Source organism: Caballeronia sp. dw_19 (genome assembly GCF_018449515.1).
In the GTDB taxonomy this organism is placed as follows: domain Bacteria; phylum Pseudomonadota; class Gammaproteobacteria; order Burkholderiales; family Burkholderiaceae; genus Caballeronia.
In genome coordinates this window covers 18,803-32,499 of sequence record NZ_JAAVUQ010000027.1, presented here as the reverse complement: position 1 = coordinate 32,499, position 13,697 = coordinate 18,803, and the positions used below count along the sequence as shown (strand labels likewise).

The following is a 13,697-nucleotide window of genomic DNA, read 5'->3' as shown; positions in this document are numbered from 1 at the left end:
TACCATAGACTGCGCTGCGCCTCGTTATACGTTAGTGATTTTCGACGCTCAGTTCAGGCTCGATCCACGCGCACCCCACAAACTTCTTCTTCGACATGTTCAGCACCTGAAACACCACGGCGAAATCGCGCCACTCATAATTCTTCACGACGTGCGTGTCACCGGCATGCAGCGCCAACGCAATCGAATAGCTGCCTTCGCCGAGGTTCGCCGGGAACCTGAAGCGGTAGGTCATCCGTTCGCCCGCCTTCAGTGCCTTGGTCGAGCGTTCCAGGTGATAGGTGTTCGTGCCGAATATCGGCTGACCGACACGGTCCTTGATCATGTAACCCAGAACCAGCTCGGCAATGTCCGCTTTCACCGCGACGTCCACCTCCAGCGTCAGCTCGCTCCCTACATCGATGAGTTCGCACACCTTGCCATCTGCACCGAGCAGCCGGATATTCTCGATGACCGCCTCGCCCGAGCCCGATTTGGTCTGGGTCTTGCCATCTTCACTTTTCGTTTGAACAACATTGGCCGCTTCCTTGTCGGCAAGCAACGCGTTGTAGTAGTCGAAAATGGCCTCCGGCGAGCCTTCCAGCTCAAGTCGTCCGGCATTCAGCAGGATCGCGCGATCACATATCGCCTGGATGGCGGTCTTGTCGTGCGACACGATCAGCAGCGTAGTCCCTTGCTCACGGAAGGTGCGGATCCGGTCGAAGCTCTTGTGCTGGAAGTATGCATCGCCGACTGAAAGCGCTTCGTCGATGATCAGGATATCCGGCCGGTGGAAAGTCGCGACGCTGAAGGCGAGGCGCATTTGCATGCCGCTCGAATAGACCCGCACAGGTTGATCGATTGCATCGCCGATTTCGGCGAACTCCTCGATCCTGCTCATGTTCTGCGAAACTTCGTCGGCTGAATAACCGAGCAGCTGCCCCGCCATGATGACGTTCTGACGACCGGTGAAGTCAGGATGAAAACCCATGCCGAGCTCAAGCATGGCGGCAACGCGCCCCGTCATTGTGATGCGGCCTTTGGTAGGCTGCGTTGTGCCGGTAATCATCTTCAGCAGCGTGCTTTTGCCCGCGCCGTTGATGCCGACGATACCCAACGATTCGCCCTGCTTGATGACGAAATCGATATCTTGCAGCACCCACTTAAGGTCGTGTCGGACGATCCGTACGGGCGACAGCCATTCTAGTAGTCGTCCGAAACGGGACGGATATTGCTTGTATGCCTTACCGACATTCTGTACCGAGATACTGCCCATGTTCCGATCCACTTTTACGGTTTGAACCGTGAGGGTACGCCAACCCGCAGCCATAGACTGTCGCAGGGTACCGAACGCGCAACGGCCTCACAAAACCAAAACCCATACATTCGCATGAAACTGCGGCATCTGGCCGCCCGTATCGCGCGTGGACACGTGAGGGATCCTTGCCGAAACGGAACCCGCACGCAGCGCCGCAGCCTGTAGCACCCACGGTCAACAGCTTTGCGCGCTTCCCGGAAGACCGCGCAAAGCCGGCAATGTACCGTGGGGCCTACGGCTGTCGCTCAGAACGAAAACCCGGTCTTGTTACGCCGCAGGTCTTCCTCGACCATCATCTTGCAGAGTTGTTCGAGCGTCGTCTTGGGCTCCCAGCCGAGCACCGCCTTGGCCTTCGCCGGATCACCGATCAGCAACTCAACTTCCGCCGGGCGGTGGAACTTGGGGTTCACCTTGACCAGCAACTTGCCGTTTGACGCGTCCACGCCCTCTTCCTTCTCGCCTTCGCCACGCCACGCCACTTCAACACCCGTGGCCTTGAACGCCATTGCTACGAAGTCGCGCACGGTTTCCGTACGGTTTGTTGCAAGCACGAAAGTGTCAGGCTCGTCCGCTTGAAGCATGCGGAACATCCCTTCCACATATTCTTTCGCAAAACCCCAGTCGCGCTTCGCGTCCATGTTGCCGAGTTCGAGAACATCGAGCTTGCCGAGCGAAATCTTCGCGACGGAATCCGTAATCTTGCGGGTAACAAATTCGCGGCCGCGCAACGGCGATTCATGATTGAACAGGATCCCACTTGAACCAAAAATACCGTAAGACTCGCGATAGTTGATCGTAATCCAGTGCGCGTAGAGTTTTGCGACTCCATACGGGCTGCGCGGGTAAAAAGGCGTGTCTTCCTTTTGTGGAATCGCCTGGACCTTGCCGAACATTTCCGAAGTCGACGCCTGATAGAACCGGATCGAACGATCCACGATCCGGATAGCTTCGAGAACGTTCAATGCGCCCACGCCGGTAATTTCGGCGGTAGTCGCTGGCTGATTGAACGACACGCCGACAAAACTTTGCGCCGCGAGGTTATAAACCTCACGCGGCTGCGCAGCTTCCAGCAGGCGAATCGTTGCACCGAGGTCCGTCAGATCGTGTTCAATGAGGTGCAGATTTGGGTGGTTGAGAATACCCAGCTCGTCCATGCGCCAGAAGTTGACAGAACTCGTACGCCGATAGGTGCCATGAACTTCGTAGCCACGGTCCAGCAGCAATTGCGTCAGATATGCCCCGTCCTGCCCCGTGATGCCAGTAACTACTGCGCTCGTCAATTCCATCTCCTTTAGGAAGACCCATCCATCGCGAAAAGTGCCGCGAAAAATGGAAAAAAATCTACGGAATGGCCCCAATTATATCCGAGGGACAAAATCGGCCATCCGCCAAAAAAGGCTGCTTCCAAAGCTATTGCTAGCCCGGGATTTAAGCTTGGGGACTCCCGCCAAGCTTGAGGCGTGAATGCGTTCTGGAGCCGGAAATCACAGCTCGTCGACCATGTCCGCCGCGTGGCGGCGAAATAAATAGAGCCCCAGTACACATAACAACAAGCCCACGATCAACACCGGCCAAACCAGCGTCCAGTCAGGCCATTGCCCGTACACCAGAACCGCCTGATAGCCGAGTATCAGATCAGCCATTGGATTGAGTTTGATGTATGGCTTGATGCTGTTCGGTAATACGTGCCACGGATAGACGATCGGTGTGAACCAAAACCAGAACTGCAGAAGAATTGTCATAAACTGTCCGACGTCGCGAAAAAAGACGTTGAGCACGCCTACTGTTATCCCGAGACCGACACTAAAAACGATTTGCACAAGCAGCAGCGGAATCAGAGCGAGAAAAGTCACGCCCGGAAAGTTGCCGCTAACCACGAGGAAGATTGTAAACAGAGAAAATATGATCAAAAAATTCATCATTGCCGATAATGCAACGATGACTGGCAGGGCAATCCGCGGAAAGCTTAGCTTTTTAAGCACGTTTGCGTTTTCAATGAAAACACTCTGTGCTCGCGACACGATTTCCGCGAAGAGACCCCACGTCAGCACCCCCGCGCACAAGTAGATGCTGAAGCCGAATGTACTACTGACGCCCGGCATCCTCGATTTCATGACCTCCGCGAAAATCACGGTGTATACAAGGATCATGGCGAGAGGCTGCAGAACCAGCCACAGCGCACCAAGCATGCTGGTACGGTAGCGCACCTGGAATTCGCGCTTGACACTACTAAAAATAAAACCGCGGTACCGGATCAGGGCACCTAACAATGCGCTCAAATCATGTCCTCAGCGTTGAATGTTTGACGGGCCGCGAGGCCGCTCGCCCCGCCCTATCGCGGGGATTCTGCGGATCACCCGGAACCCGCCATTGTCAGCCATATTTCTAACAAAAGGCAATCGCAGCCTGGGTTTCGTGACAAATGACGCAACAGTGGCGCTCGCATCGTAAGCACTCCCCTCGTAGCCGGGGTAAGGCGCGAACGACCTGCACTGTGCGTTGATAAAGGGGCGTTGGCGCGTGATTATAAATGCGTGCAACGCATGTCCAAAGCGCGATGACATCCTGATACAAAACGTGAGAAAGTAAAATATCCCGGTGTGCGCTGAGTAAAGTCAGTAATTTGGGCGCGCTACTAGCCGCATCACCCGGGGCCGTGATACATCAAAGTCAGCCAACGCCGCGCCAAGCCGACGTCCCCGCAAATAAAACAACGCTATCGGGTACATTCTTCCACCTCGCAAACACATTATGGTGGCGCCTTAAACCCCAAGCACGCCTCGGACCACCTCGGTTATGATGTCAAGTTAACTTGACCGGCTTGAGCGGCCATCGTCCAAGCCCACGCAAACCCGCCGAAGCCCGGCAGAGCATCTCCAGACGGCCCTCGCAAGGCAGCACGTTACTTAAAGTAAAGTAAGCAAAGCGCCCTGCCCATTGGTTCGTTCACGCGCCGCGCCCGTGCCGGCAATAGATTCCATTCTTCGCACCGTTCCCACATGGCATCTCTATTCCCGCAACGCCCCGTTCCCCTCGCTTTCGGCGACATCCAGGGTTGCCACGAAGCATTCCAGCGCCTCCTGGCCAAAGCCGCGCCGAGCGCCGCCACGCCGCTGTGGTTCGCCGGCGACATCATCAATCGCGGCCCCGAATCGCTCGCCACGCTGCGTGACCTGATCGCCCTCGGCGACCGCGCCGTCGCCGTCCTCGGCAATCATGACCTGCACCTGCTGTCTGTATCGGCGGGGATCCGGAAGTCGAAAAAAGGCGACACCATCGACGAAATCCTGGCTGCCCCCGACGCCGCGGATCTCCTCGACTGGGTCCGGCATCGCCCGATCGCGCATTTCGATCACGGCATGCTGATGGTTCATGCGGGCGTCCTGCCACAATGGGACGTGGCGCTGACACTCGAACTCGCCGATGAATTCCAGCGCGCTCTACGCGCGCCCAACTGGAAGGAAACGCTCGCGAGCCTCTACGGCAACGAGCCGACCCGCTGGAAGCCCAAGCTCAAGGGCAGCGACCGGCTGCGCGTGGTCTGCAACGCGCTGACGCGCCTGCGCTTCTGCTCCGCCGAAGGCGACATGGACTTCTCGTCCAGCGGGGGCGTGGACTCCGCGCCCCCGGGCTTCATGCCCTGGTTCGACGTGCCGTCGCGCGGAACAGCGGACGTGACCGTCGTGTTCGGCCATTGGGCTGCGCTCGGCCTCATCATCCGCGATAACGTCATCGGCCTCGATTCAGGCTGCGTGTGGGGCGAAGAGCTGACGGCAGTGCGATTGGCAAGCGACCCGGCCGAACGCACGGTGACCCAGGTGGAATGCTCGAACTGCCGCGCGGTTATCGACTAAATGTCCTGCACGGGGGATTTACAACAAATCCGCCATGCAGAGCTCCAGCGCCTGGCGCCAGTCAGGCGCCGTCAGTCCGAAAGTCGCGAACAGCTTGTGGTTCGATAGCCGGGAGTTCTTCGGCCGGACCGCAGCGGTCGTAGAACCCGGGTAGGCAGCCGTGGAGATTGCCTTGACCACCGGCTTGTTCGCAAGCGTCGATGTGTCGAAGATGGCCTGAGCGAAGCCACACCACGAGGTCGCACCAGAAGCCGTCAGGTGGTAAACGCCCGAGCGTCGCAGCCACTCGTCTCGATCCTGGACAAGAAGCTGGGACAACGCATTGGACGTCATCGCTGCAATGGTCCTGGACCATGTCGGCGCGCCTATCTGGTCGTCCACCACGCTCAACTCCTCCCGTTGCGCACCAAGCCGCAACATCGTCCGGAGAAAGTTCTTTCCCCGCGAGCCATATACCCAGCTGGTCCGCAAGATCAGATGCGCGCAACCCGACGCCGCAATCGCCTGCTCGCCCGCCGTCTTGCTCTTGCCATAGACGTTCAGCGGATTCACGGCGTCATCTTCCTCGTACGGACCGTCCTTCGTGCCATCGAAGACGTAGTCAGTCGAGTAGTGAACGAGCAACGCGCCCAGCCGCTTTGCCTCCTGAGCCAGAATATCCGGTGCTTCGGCATTGAGACGCATCGCGGCAGCCGCATCGCCTTCGGCTGCATCCACGGCCGTATAAGCTGCCGCGTTGACGATCAACGCAGGCGACAGGTCGCGCACGATCAGTCGAATCTGTTCGGAGTCCGCAAGATCAAGGCCGTTATGATCCAACGCCACCACTTGCCCCAAACCCTGCAGACTGCGCGCCAGTTCGAAACCAACCTGGCCGTTGGCGCCAGTCAGCAAAATCAGTTGCCGCTCGTGTCCGGTGGTCATCTACAGGCTCTCACGTAAAGTGCTGCGCATCGACCAGCCGCACGGCCGCCGCATCTTTCGCCGCCAGCAACGGTTCGAAATCGATCGGCCACTCAATCCCAATTTCCGGATCGTTCCAGATGATGCTGCGTTCGTGCGCCGGGTACCAGTAGTCCGTCGTCTTGTAGAGAAACTGCGCCGACTCCGATAACACTACAAACCCATGCGCAAAACCCGGTGGCACCCACAATTGCCGATGGTTCTCCTCCGACAAATGCACGCCCACCCACTTGCCAAAATTCGGCGAGCTCTTGCGGATATCGACGGCCACATCGAATACTTCGCCTTCCACCACGCGCACGAGTTTGCCCTGTGCGTGCTCGATCTGATAATGCAAGCCACGCAACACGCCCTTGGCCGAGCGGGAATGGTTGTCCTGCACGAACTGAACGTCCACTCCTACCTGGTCCGAGAACTCGCGGCCGTTAAAGCTTTCGTAGAAGTAGCCCCGGGCATCGCCGAACACTTTCGGTTCGATGATCCTGACTTCGGGCAGCGCGGTGGCGCTTACGTGGATGGCCATGCGACTTGAGCGTTTGATAGGTTGAGAAGGTACTGCCCGTATGCGTTCTTCGCGAGCGGCCTGGCGAGCCTGAGCAACTGCTCGTCATCAATCCATGCTCGACGATAGGCAATTTCCTCCGGGCACGCTACCACCAAGCCCTGCCGTTTTTGTAGCGTCGCTATGAACGTGGCCGCTTCAATGAGCGAATCGTGCGTCCCGGTATCGAGCCATGCAAAACCACGTCCCATGATCTCGACGGTCAGTTTCTCCTGCTCAAGATAGCGGGAATTCACGTCGGTGATTTCGAGTTCGCCGCGCAGCGACGGCTTGATATCGGCAGCGATGTCGCAGACCTGGTTGTCGTAGAAATAGAGTCCGGTAACCGCGTAGTTCGAACGCGGCTTCAAGGGCTTCTCTTCTATCGATAACGCACGGAACTGCTTGTCGAACTCCACTACGCCATAACGCTCGGGATCCTGGACGTGATAGGCAAATACGGTCGCGCAATCGCTACGAGCATCGGCGCGCTCGAGTTGCTTCACGAGATCGTGGCCATAAAAGATGTTGTCGCCAAGGATCAGTGCCGACGGATCGTTGCCGATGAATTCCTTGCCGATAATGAACGCCTGCGCCAATCCATCGGGCGATGGCTGCACTTCGTAGCGAATATTCATGCCCCACTGGGTTCCGTCACCGAGCATCGTCTCGAATCGCGGCGTGTCTTGCGGCGTGGAGATGATCAACACGTCACGAATACCCCCGATCATCAGCGTGGATAGCGGGTAATAGATCATCGGCTTGTCGTACACAGGCAACAGTTGCTTTGAGACGACATGCGTGATCGGATAAAGCCGTGTTCCGGAACCGCCGGCGAGAATGATGCCCTTACGTGCCATGGTCGATTCCTGTCAGTTATGCGCACGCTGCGCGTAGTTCGTTTCGACCCACTTCAGGTACTCGCCGGAAGCTACTTCGTCGGACCATTCCTGATTGTCGAGATACCACCGGACAGTCTTTTCCAAGCCTGTTTCGAAAGTCTCCGCCGGCTTCCATCCAAGCTCGCGTTCAAGCTTGCGCGCGTCGATCGCATAACGCCGGTCATGCCCTGGCCGGTCTGTCACATAGGTGATCTGATCACGGTAAGAGCCGTTCAATTTCGGCTTGAAGCGGTCGAGCAAGTCGCAGAGCGTGTGCACCACTTCAAGGTTCTTCTTCTCGTTCCAACCGCCGACGTTGTAGGTCTCTCCCGGTTTTCCGCGTGCAAGCACTTCGCGAATCGCGCTGCAATGGTCGCCAACGTAGAGCCAGTCGCGCACATTCTGACCGTCCCCATACACAGGCAGCGGCTTGCCGGCTGTCGCGTTGGCGATCATCAGGGGAATGAGTTTTTCCGGGAATTGATACGGCCCGTAGTTATTCGAGCAGTTGGTCGTGAGGACCGGCAGACCATACGTGTGGTGATAGGCGCGGACCAGATGATCCGAAGCCGCCTTCGTGGCGGAATAAGGGCTGTTCGGCGCGTAAGGCGTGGTCTCGGAGAACTGGGGATCAGTTGCAGAGAGCGATCCGAACACTTCATCCGTCGAAACATGCAGAAAGCGGAACGCGGTCTTTTCCGCTTCGGGCAAAGATGTCCAATAAGCGCGAGTTGCTTCCAGCAGCGTGAACGTCCCCACCACATTGGTCTGCACGAAATCCGCCGGCCCATGGATCGAACGATCGACGTGGCTCTCAGCCGCAAAGTGCAGGATAGCGCGTGGCTTGTGTTCGGCGATCAACGCGTCCATTGCGGAGCGATCGCAAATGTTTGCGCGGACGAATACATGCCGGGCGTTGTCTTGTTGCGACTTGAGCGTACCGAGATTGCCTGCGTACGTCAGCGCGTCGACGTTCAGCACCGCTTCTTTGGATGCATGCAGCCAATCAAGCACGAAGTTAGCACCGATAAAACCCGCACCGCCAGTCACTAGAATCATGTAATTTCTGCGCGAAAAAGTTGATTGGCAGGTTCTATCACCCCAAACATCGAAACGTAGGTCGGAGAAACGCATGCGCACTAGGACATTCAGCAAGCTGCCTTAAGCCATCACGAAGATATCACAGGCGCCCCCCCCAATGTCCACCTGCCACTCACGTGCTTTTCGGCCAAAAGGCAGACTGGATCGCTTCGTGATTCCTGGCACGTCAGTCGGCGCATCGCTCCAACGCGACGTGCACCTGTCGTTAAAACCGAAGCGATGCAACGCTGACGCGCTTGCGCGTTTGCTCCGCCGAAACGCTCAATGCCGCGGCGTCACCGCTTCGAACTCGGCAACCGCCCCCGCGTCGTCGCTAACAACCGCGACCGGCGCCCCCAGCCCCGCCTGCATCCGCCGCAACGCCGCCTCCACCGCCGCCTGCGCCTCTTTCGCCAGCACGCGCCGGTCGGCACCCGGCTGGATCGCATCGCAGACATAAAGATGCGCTGTCAGCGGCGTATCGCGGAGCATCGCGTTCAGCGTGAACGCCAGCGTCAGGTCGTCGATATAAGCCGGCGCCGCCGACTGCCGTCCGTTCGCATCTTCATACATCAGGCAGATCGGTTGCACCGGACGAGACGCCGACACAGCCGCCTGAAACAAGTTGGAGTGAAACGGCAGCAAGTCCGTGCCAGACGACGTCGTCCCTTCCGGAAACACGCACATCAGTTCGCCCCGCGCGAGCCGTTCCGACAGCTCATGCATGATGCGTTTCGCATCGCTACGTTTTTCGCGTTGAAGGAAGATCGTGTCGAGCTGCTGCGCAAGCCAGCCGACCAGCGGCCATTGGCGAACCTCCGCCTTCGATACAAACGGCGTCGGCCGCCACGCGTTGACCACGTAGATATCGATCCAGGACACGTGGTTGCCGACCACGAGCGCGCCGCTATCGAGCCGCGCGTGATCGTTGTGCACGACAAGCTTCATCCCGCATCGACACAACATTTCAACCGACCAGAGGCGATTCAGCTCCATGCACACTTGCGGCGTCGCGTTCGGGAAACGCGTGGCCACCGTCCACATGCCATGAAGCAGATGCCCAAAAATCCGTGCTTTGCGGAAAGCGAACATGGTCAGGACCGGTCAGCGCGCTTCATAGGCAATATGCCCCGACACCAGCGTCATCAATACACGCGCCGGCAATTCATAACCGAGGAACGGTGAGTTGTGCCCCTGGCTCTTGAGGTTGGCGGGCTCGACGAGCCATTCGGCGGCGGGATCGAAGAGACAGAGATCGGCTGATTCGCCCACGACAATACGCCCCGCGTTCAGCTTGAGCACGCCAGCCGGCGCAGACGTGATACGCGTGAGCGCCTTCGCCAGCGGCACGCGCGCCTCACGCGCCCATTTCACCGTCAGCGACAACAGCAGTTCCAGCCCGGTCGCGCCCGGCGTAGCCTCGGCGAAGGGCAGCAGCTTTTCATCGTCGTCGAGCGGGGTGTGATCGGAGCAGATTGCATCGATAGTGCCATCCGCCAGCCCCGCGCGAATCGCGTCGCGGTCACGCTGCGAGCGCAACGGCGGATCGAGACGGAATTGCGAGTTGAAATAACCGATATCCATATCGGTCAGATGCACGTGGTTGATGGTCACGTCGCAGGTCACGGGCAAGCCCTCGGCCTTCGCCTCGCGCACGAGCGCGACACCCGCCGCCGACGACAAATGCGACAAATGCACCCGCGCGCCCGACACCCGCACCAATTCGAAAATAGTATGCAATGCGATGGTTTCTGCCGACACCGGCACGCCCGACAAGCCGAGGCGCGACGCCACCGCGCCACTCGCCGCCACGCCGCCACTCGCCATATAGGAGTCTTGCGGGCGCAGCCACACGGCGTACCCGTACGTGGTCGCATATTGCAGCGCGCGCAGGAGCGTGCGTGTATTGACAATCGGTGTATCCGCTTGCGAGAAGCCGATGCAGCCCGACTCGGTCAACTCGACCATTTCAGTGATCGCCTCGCCCTTCAGTCCCACGGTCAACGCGCCGAGCGGATACACATGCGCCTGATGCAGCTTCTGCGCGCGGAACTTGAGCATTTCGACAAGACCCGGTTCATCGAGAACGGGATCGGTATCGGGCGGACAGACGAGACTCGTCACGCCACCTGCGGCTGCAGCCGCCATTTCGGACTCGAGCGTGGCCTTGTGTTCAAAACCCGGCTCGCGCAATCGCGCGCTCAAGTCGACAAAACCCGGCGAAAGGGCCAATCCTGTTGCATCGATCACCCGGGTCGCGTGGAAATCGGTGGGAGCGTCGCCAATGGCCACGATCTTTCCCGCTTCGATAAACACATCGGCCTGGGTTTCGGTGCCCGCAGCCGGGTCAATGAGCGTGCCGCCCTGAATATGGATCTTCATGGTGTTAGTCGTTATTTCCCGCAACGATGCCCATTACCGCCATCCGCACGGCAATTCCGAATGTGACCTGGTTAAGGATCACCGATTGCGGACCGTCGGCCACTTGCGAATCGATTTCCACGCCGCGATTCATCGGTCCGGGATGCATCACGATAGCGTCGGGCGCAGCCAGCGCGAGACGTTCCGGCGTGAGTCCCCAGGACTTGAAATACTCTTGCGCCGACGGCAGCAACGCGCCGCTCATGCGTTCGTTCTGCAAGCGCAGCATGATGATTACATCGACCTCCTTCAAACCTTCGTCGAGGTTGTGATACACGTGCACGCCCATCTCGTTGAGATTGCTCGGCAGCAAGGTTCGCGGACCGATTGCGCGCACTTCCGGCACACCGAGCGTGGTGAGCGCGTGAATATCAGAACGGGCGACGCGCGAATGCAAAATGTCACCCACAATCGCCACACGCAGATTCCTGAAATCTTTCTTGTAATGGCGGATGGTGTACATGTCGAGCAAACCCTGCGTCGGGTGTGCATGACGTCCATCGCCGGCATTGATCACGTGCACGTGCGGCGCGCAGTGCTCGGCAATCAGATACGGCGCACCGCTCGACGCATGACGCACGACAAACATGTCCGCGTGCATGGCCGAGAGGTTGTTGATGGTGTCGAGCAGCGACTCACCCTTGCTCGTGGACGACGCATTGATATTCAAATTCAGCACGTCCGCCGAGAGTCGCTTCGCAGCGATCTCGAACGTGGTCCGGGTGCGCGTGGAGTTCTCGAAGAACAGGTTGAAAACTGACTTGCCGCGCAGCAGCGGTACTTTCTTGATCTCGCGATCCGTCACACTGACGAACTGTTCGGCGGTATCGAGAATATGCGTGACGATCGCGCGCGGAAGTCCTTCTATGGTGAGCAGATGCTTGAGTTCGCCGTTCTTCGTGAGCTGCGGATTGCCTTTGAGAAAACCGTAGCGCGAAGACGCCGGTTTTCTGTCCGGCTCGCGGCTTTCGGCAGAACCCTGGGTGGCCGTGTTCATGTCGATCCTGGTGGTGCGTTGTTTCTTGTCTGGGGAAAGGGGGCCCGCTGGTCGCTGCTATTCGTACACGAGCGCGTTTTTAGTCCGTGCGAGCTTCAGTCGTGAACGCCAGCGTGCCGTCGTCGCGCTGCGTGAGCACGAGATTGGCGTTCGCGGGTACATCGACTACGCCGCCGGTGAAACGCGCTGCCACGGGCAACTCGCGGCCACCGCGATCGGCCAGCACGGCGAGTTCCACGGAAGCCGGACGGCCGAAATCATAAAGCTCGTTGACGGCGGCGCGCACGGTCCGGCCCGTCGAGAGCACGTCGTCGACCAGCAGGATTTGTTGATTGTCGACTTCGAATGGCAGCGACGTCGGGCTGGCCTGGCTGTGCAGGCCCTTCTTTGCGTAATCGTCGCGATGCAACGACACGTTCACCACGCCGAATCCGGCCACGTTCAGATCTTTGGCGAGGCGTTCGACGAGCCACACGCCGCCGCTGTAAATACCCGCGAGCACCGGAGCGCCAGCTTGCGTCAGCGATTCACCATAAGCCGCGCGGATCTGCCCAAGCAACTCGCGATACAGCGCCTCGGCATTAATAGAAGTCATGCTGGGAACTCATGATGGGTCGTGAAGTCCGTCTAGATACTGTTGGAGGATGATCCGCGCGGCTTCGGCGTCGATATCGTCGTAACGGCCCTTCGCATTCATCTTCACGCCGTTGCGTTTCATTTCGGCCTTCGCTTCCACCGATGAATACCGCTCGTCCACCCAACTCACCGGCACGCTGAAACGGCCATTCAGCTGATTGCCGAAACGCGTGGCCAATTGCGTCATTTCGTGCGGCGTGCCGTCGGGGTGCATTGGCAGGCCGACTATCACGGTCATGGGTTTCCATTCCGCAATTAATTGACCGGCTACTTCGAAACGATATTCGCGGCTGCGGTTTTCAAACACCGTCAGCGCCCGGGCGTGCCCGGTCAACGTATTGCCGACCGCGACGCCAATGCGTTTCTCGCCGTAATCGAAGGCAAGCAGCGTGGCTTCGGTGCGCGCGTCAGTGCGGGTGTCACCCGTCATGCGTGGCCCGCTTCGCCCGACAGCATGGAAAGCGATACGCCGAGCAACGACAACGCCGCTTGCAGCTTGTCCTCGGCGGGTACGTCGAAGACGATGCGCGGATCGGCTTCCACCGTCAGCCAGCCGTTCTTGGCGATTTCTTCTTCCAGTTGCCCCGCGCCCCAGCCGGCATGGCCGAGCGTGAGCAGGAAACGTGCAGGCCCCTTGCCGCTCGCGACCGCTTCGAGCACGTCTTTCGACGTGGTCATGGCGAGACCGCCAGGGACGCTCATGGACGAGGTATAGACGTCGCCGTCGGCCGGATCGTGCAGCACGAAGCCGCGCTCGGTCTGCACCGGTCCGCCGAAATAAACGGGCAGATGCACGAGCGGCTCGATCTCGAGTTTCAGGTCGATGCGATTGAAAAGCGATTGGAGGTCGATGTCGGTCGGCCGGTTGATCACCAGGCCGAGCGCACCGCGCTCGCTGTGATCGCAAAGGTAGACTACAGTCCCCGAGAACGTGGGATCGGCCATGTTGGGCATGGCGATCAGGAACTGATTGGTCAAATTGATGCGATCGGAAGTGTTGGACATAATTCGAATTTTAGCAAAGGCG

14 protein-coding genes are annotated in these 13,697 nt (G+C 58.9%); 1 reads left to right on the top strand and 13 read right to left on the bottom strand.

Features of this window, described 5'->3' with window-relative positions:
* Positions 1-31: 31 nt before the first annotated feature.
* The 3 genes from HB376_RS28415 to HB376_RS28405 form a co-directional block, all read right to left on the bottom strand.
* Positions 32-1,255 (bottom strand): ABC transporter ATP-binding protein, encoded by a 1,224-nt coding sequence (locus HB376_RS28415; RefSeq protein ID WP_213767046.1) that lies wholly within the window; start codon positions 1,253-1,255, stop codon positions 32-34.
* A gap of 287 nt (positions 1,256-1,542) precedes the next feature.
* The gene (gene gmd, locus HB376_RS28410; RefSeq protein WP_213767045.1) at positions 1,543-2,583 is read right to left on the bottom strand and encodes a GDP-mannose 4,6-dehydratase; all 1,041 of its coding nucleotides are present in this window, start codon (positions 2,581-2,583) and stop codon (positions 1,543-1,545) included.
* Positions 2,584-2,781: 198 nt separating this feature from the next.
* Entirely contained in the window at positions 2,782-3,576 is a 795-nt protein-coding gene (locus HB376_RS28405) for an ABC transporter permease (protein ID WP_276572818.1), read from the bottom strand.
* 720 nt (positions 3,577-4,296) lie between these two features.
* Here HB376_RS28405 and HB376_RS28400 point away from each other — a divergent pair.
* Entirely contained in the window at positions 4,297-5,151 is an 855-nt protein-coding gene (locus tag HB376_RS28400) for a symmetrical bis(5'-nucleosyl)-tetraphosphatase (RefSeq protein WP_213767044.1), read from the top strand.
* An 18-nt stretch (positions 5,152-5,169) separates the two neighbouring features.
* Here HB376_RS28400 and rfbD read toward each other — a convergent pair whose 3' ends face one another.
* The 10 genes from rfbD to HB376_RS28350 form a co-directional block, all read right to left on the bottom strand.
* Positions 5,170-6,075, bottom strand: coding sequence for a dTDP-4-dehydrorhamnose reductase (gene rfbD / locus HB376_RS28395; protein ID WP_213767043.1), 906 nt, complete (start codon positions 6,073-6,075; stop codon positions 5,170-5,172).
* 10 nt (positions 6,076-6,085) lie between these two features.
* Positions 6,086-6,637, bottom strand: a complete 552-nt coding sequence (gene rfbC, locus HB376_RS28390) for a dTDP-4-dehydrorhamnose 3,5-epimerase (protein ID WP_213767042.1) — start codon at positions 6,635-6,637, stop codon at positions 6,086-6,088.
* Positions 6,622-7,515, bottom strand: coding sequence for a glucose-1-phosphate thymidylyltransferase RfbA (gene rfbA, locus HB376_RS28385; protein WP_213767041.1), 894 nt, complete (start codon positions 7,513-7,515; stop codon positions 6,622-6,624). The genes rfbC and rfbA overlap by 16 nt, the downstream gene beginning before the upstream one ends.
* A gap of 12 nt (positions 7,516-7,527) precedes the next feature.
* Positions 7,528-8,595, bottom strand: a complete 1,068-nt coding sequence (gene rfbB, locus HB376_RS28380) for a dTDP-glucose 4,6-dehydratase (RefSeq protein WP_213767040.1) — start codon at positions 8,593-8,595, stop codon at positions 7,528-7,530.
* A 303-nt stretch (positions 8,596-8,898) separates the two neighbouring features.
* The gene (locus HB376_RS28375; protein ID WP_213767039.1) at positions 8,899-9,708 is read right to left on the bottom strand and encodes a lysophospholipid acyltransferase family protein; all 810 of its coding nucleotides are present in this window, start codon (positions 9,706-9,708) and stop codon (positions 8,899-8,901) included.
* A gap of 12 nt (positions 9,709-9,720) precedes the next feature.
* Positions 9,721-10,998, bottom strand: coding sequence for a dihydroorotase (locus HB376_RS28370; protein WP_213767038.1), 1,278 nt, complete (start codon positions 10,996-10,998; stop codon positions 9,721-9,723).
* A 4-nt stretch (positions 10,999-11,002) separates the two neighbouring features.
* A complete protein-coding gene (locus tag HB376_RS28365) occupies positions 11,003-12,034 on the bottom strand; it encodes an aspartate carbamoyltransferase catalytic subunit (protein ID WP_213767037.1) in 1,032 nt (343 codons plus the stop codon).
* A 79-nt stretch (positions 12,035-12,113) separates the two neighbouring features.
* Positions 12,114-12,629, bottom strand: coding sequence for a bifunctional pyr operon transcriptional regulator/uracil phosphoribosyltransferase PyrR (gene pyrR, locus HB376_RS28360; protein WP_213767036.1), 516 nt, complete (start codon positions 12,627-12,629; stop codon positions 12,114-12,116).
* 9 nt (positions 12,630-12,638) lie between these two features.
* Entirely contained in the window at positions 12,639-13,100 is a 462-nt protein-coding gene (gene ruvX, locus HB376_RS28355) for a Holliday junction resolvase RuvX (RefSeq protein ID WP_213767035.1), read from the bottom strand.
* Positions 13,097-13,675, bottom strand: a complete 579-nt coding sequence (locus HB376_RS28350; protein WP_213767034.1) for a YqgE/AlgH family protein — start codon at positions 13,673-13,675, stop codon at positions 13,097-13,099. Before HB376_RS28350 ends, ruvX begins: the two co-directional genes overlap by 4 nt.
* Between the last annotated feature and the right edge of the window lie 22 nt (positions 13,676-13,697).

Bases quoted from the DNA above. Each gene is read 5' to 3' on its own strand.
- HB376_RS28350 (WP_213767034.1), bottom strand. From the start codon at position 13,675: ATGTCCAACACTTCCGATCGCATCAATTTGACCAATCAGTTCCTGATC.
- HB376_RS28365 (WP_213767037.1), bottom strand. From the start codon at position 12,034: ATGAACACGGCCACCCAGGGTTCTGCCGAAAGCCGCGAGCCGGACAGA.
- rfbA (WP_213767041.1), bottom strand. From the start codon at position 7,515: ATGGCACGTAAGGGCATCATTCTCGCCGGCGGTTCCGGAACACGGCTT.
- HB376_RS28375 (WP_213767039.1), bottom strand. From the start codon at position 9,708: ATGTTCGCTTTCCGCAAAGCACGGATTTTTGGGCATCTGCTTCATGGC.
- rfbB (WP_213767040.1), bottom strand. From the start codon at position 8,595: ATGATTCTAGTGACTGGCGGTGCGGGTTTTATCGGTGCTAACTTCGTG.
- HB376_RS28415 (WP_213767046.1), bottom strand. From the start codon at position 1,255: ATGGGCAGTATCTCGGTACAGAATGTCGGTAAGGCATACAAGCAATAT.
- pyrR (WP_213767036.1), bottom strand. From the start codon at position 12,629: ATGACTTCTATTAATGCCGAGGCGCTGTATCGCGAGTTGCTTGGGCAG.
- HB376_RS28400 (WP_213767044.1), top strand. From the start codon at position 4,297: ATGGCATCTCTATTCCCGCAACGCCCCGTTCCCCTCGCTTTCGGCGAC.
- rfbC (WP_213767042.1), bottom strand. From the start codon at position 6,637: ATGGCCATCCACGTAAGCGCCACCGCGCTGCCCGAAGTCAGGATCATC.
- ruvX (WP_213767035.1), bottom strand. From the start codon at position 13,100: ATGACGGGTGACACCCGCACTGACGCGCGCACCGAAGCCACGCTGCTT.
- gmd (WP_213767045.1), bottom strand. From the start codon at position 2,583: ATGGAATTGACGAGCGCAGTAGTTACTGGCATCACGGGGCAGGACGGG.
- HB376_RS28370 (WP_213767038.1), bottom strand. From the start codon at position 10,998: ATGAAGATCCATATTCAGGGCGGCACGCTCATTGACCCGGCTGCGGGC.
- rfbD (WP_213767043.1), bottom strand. From the start codon at position 6,075: ATGACCACCGGACACGAGCGGCAACTGATTTTGCTGACTGGCGCCAAC.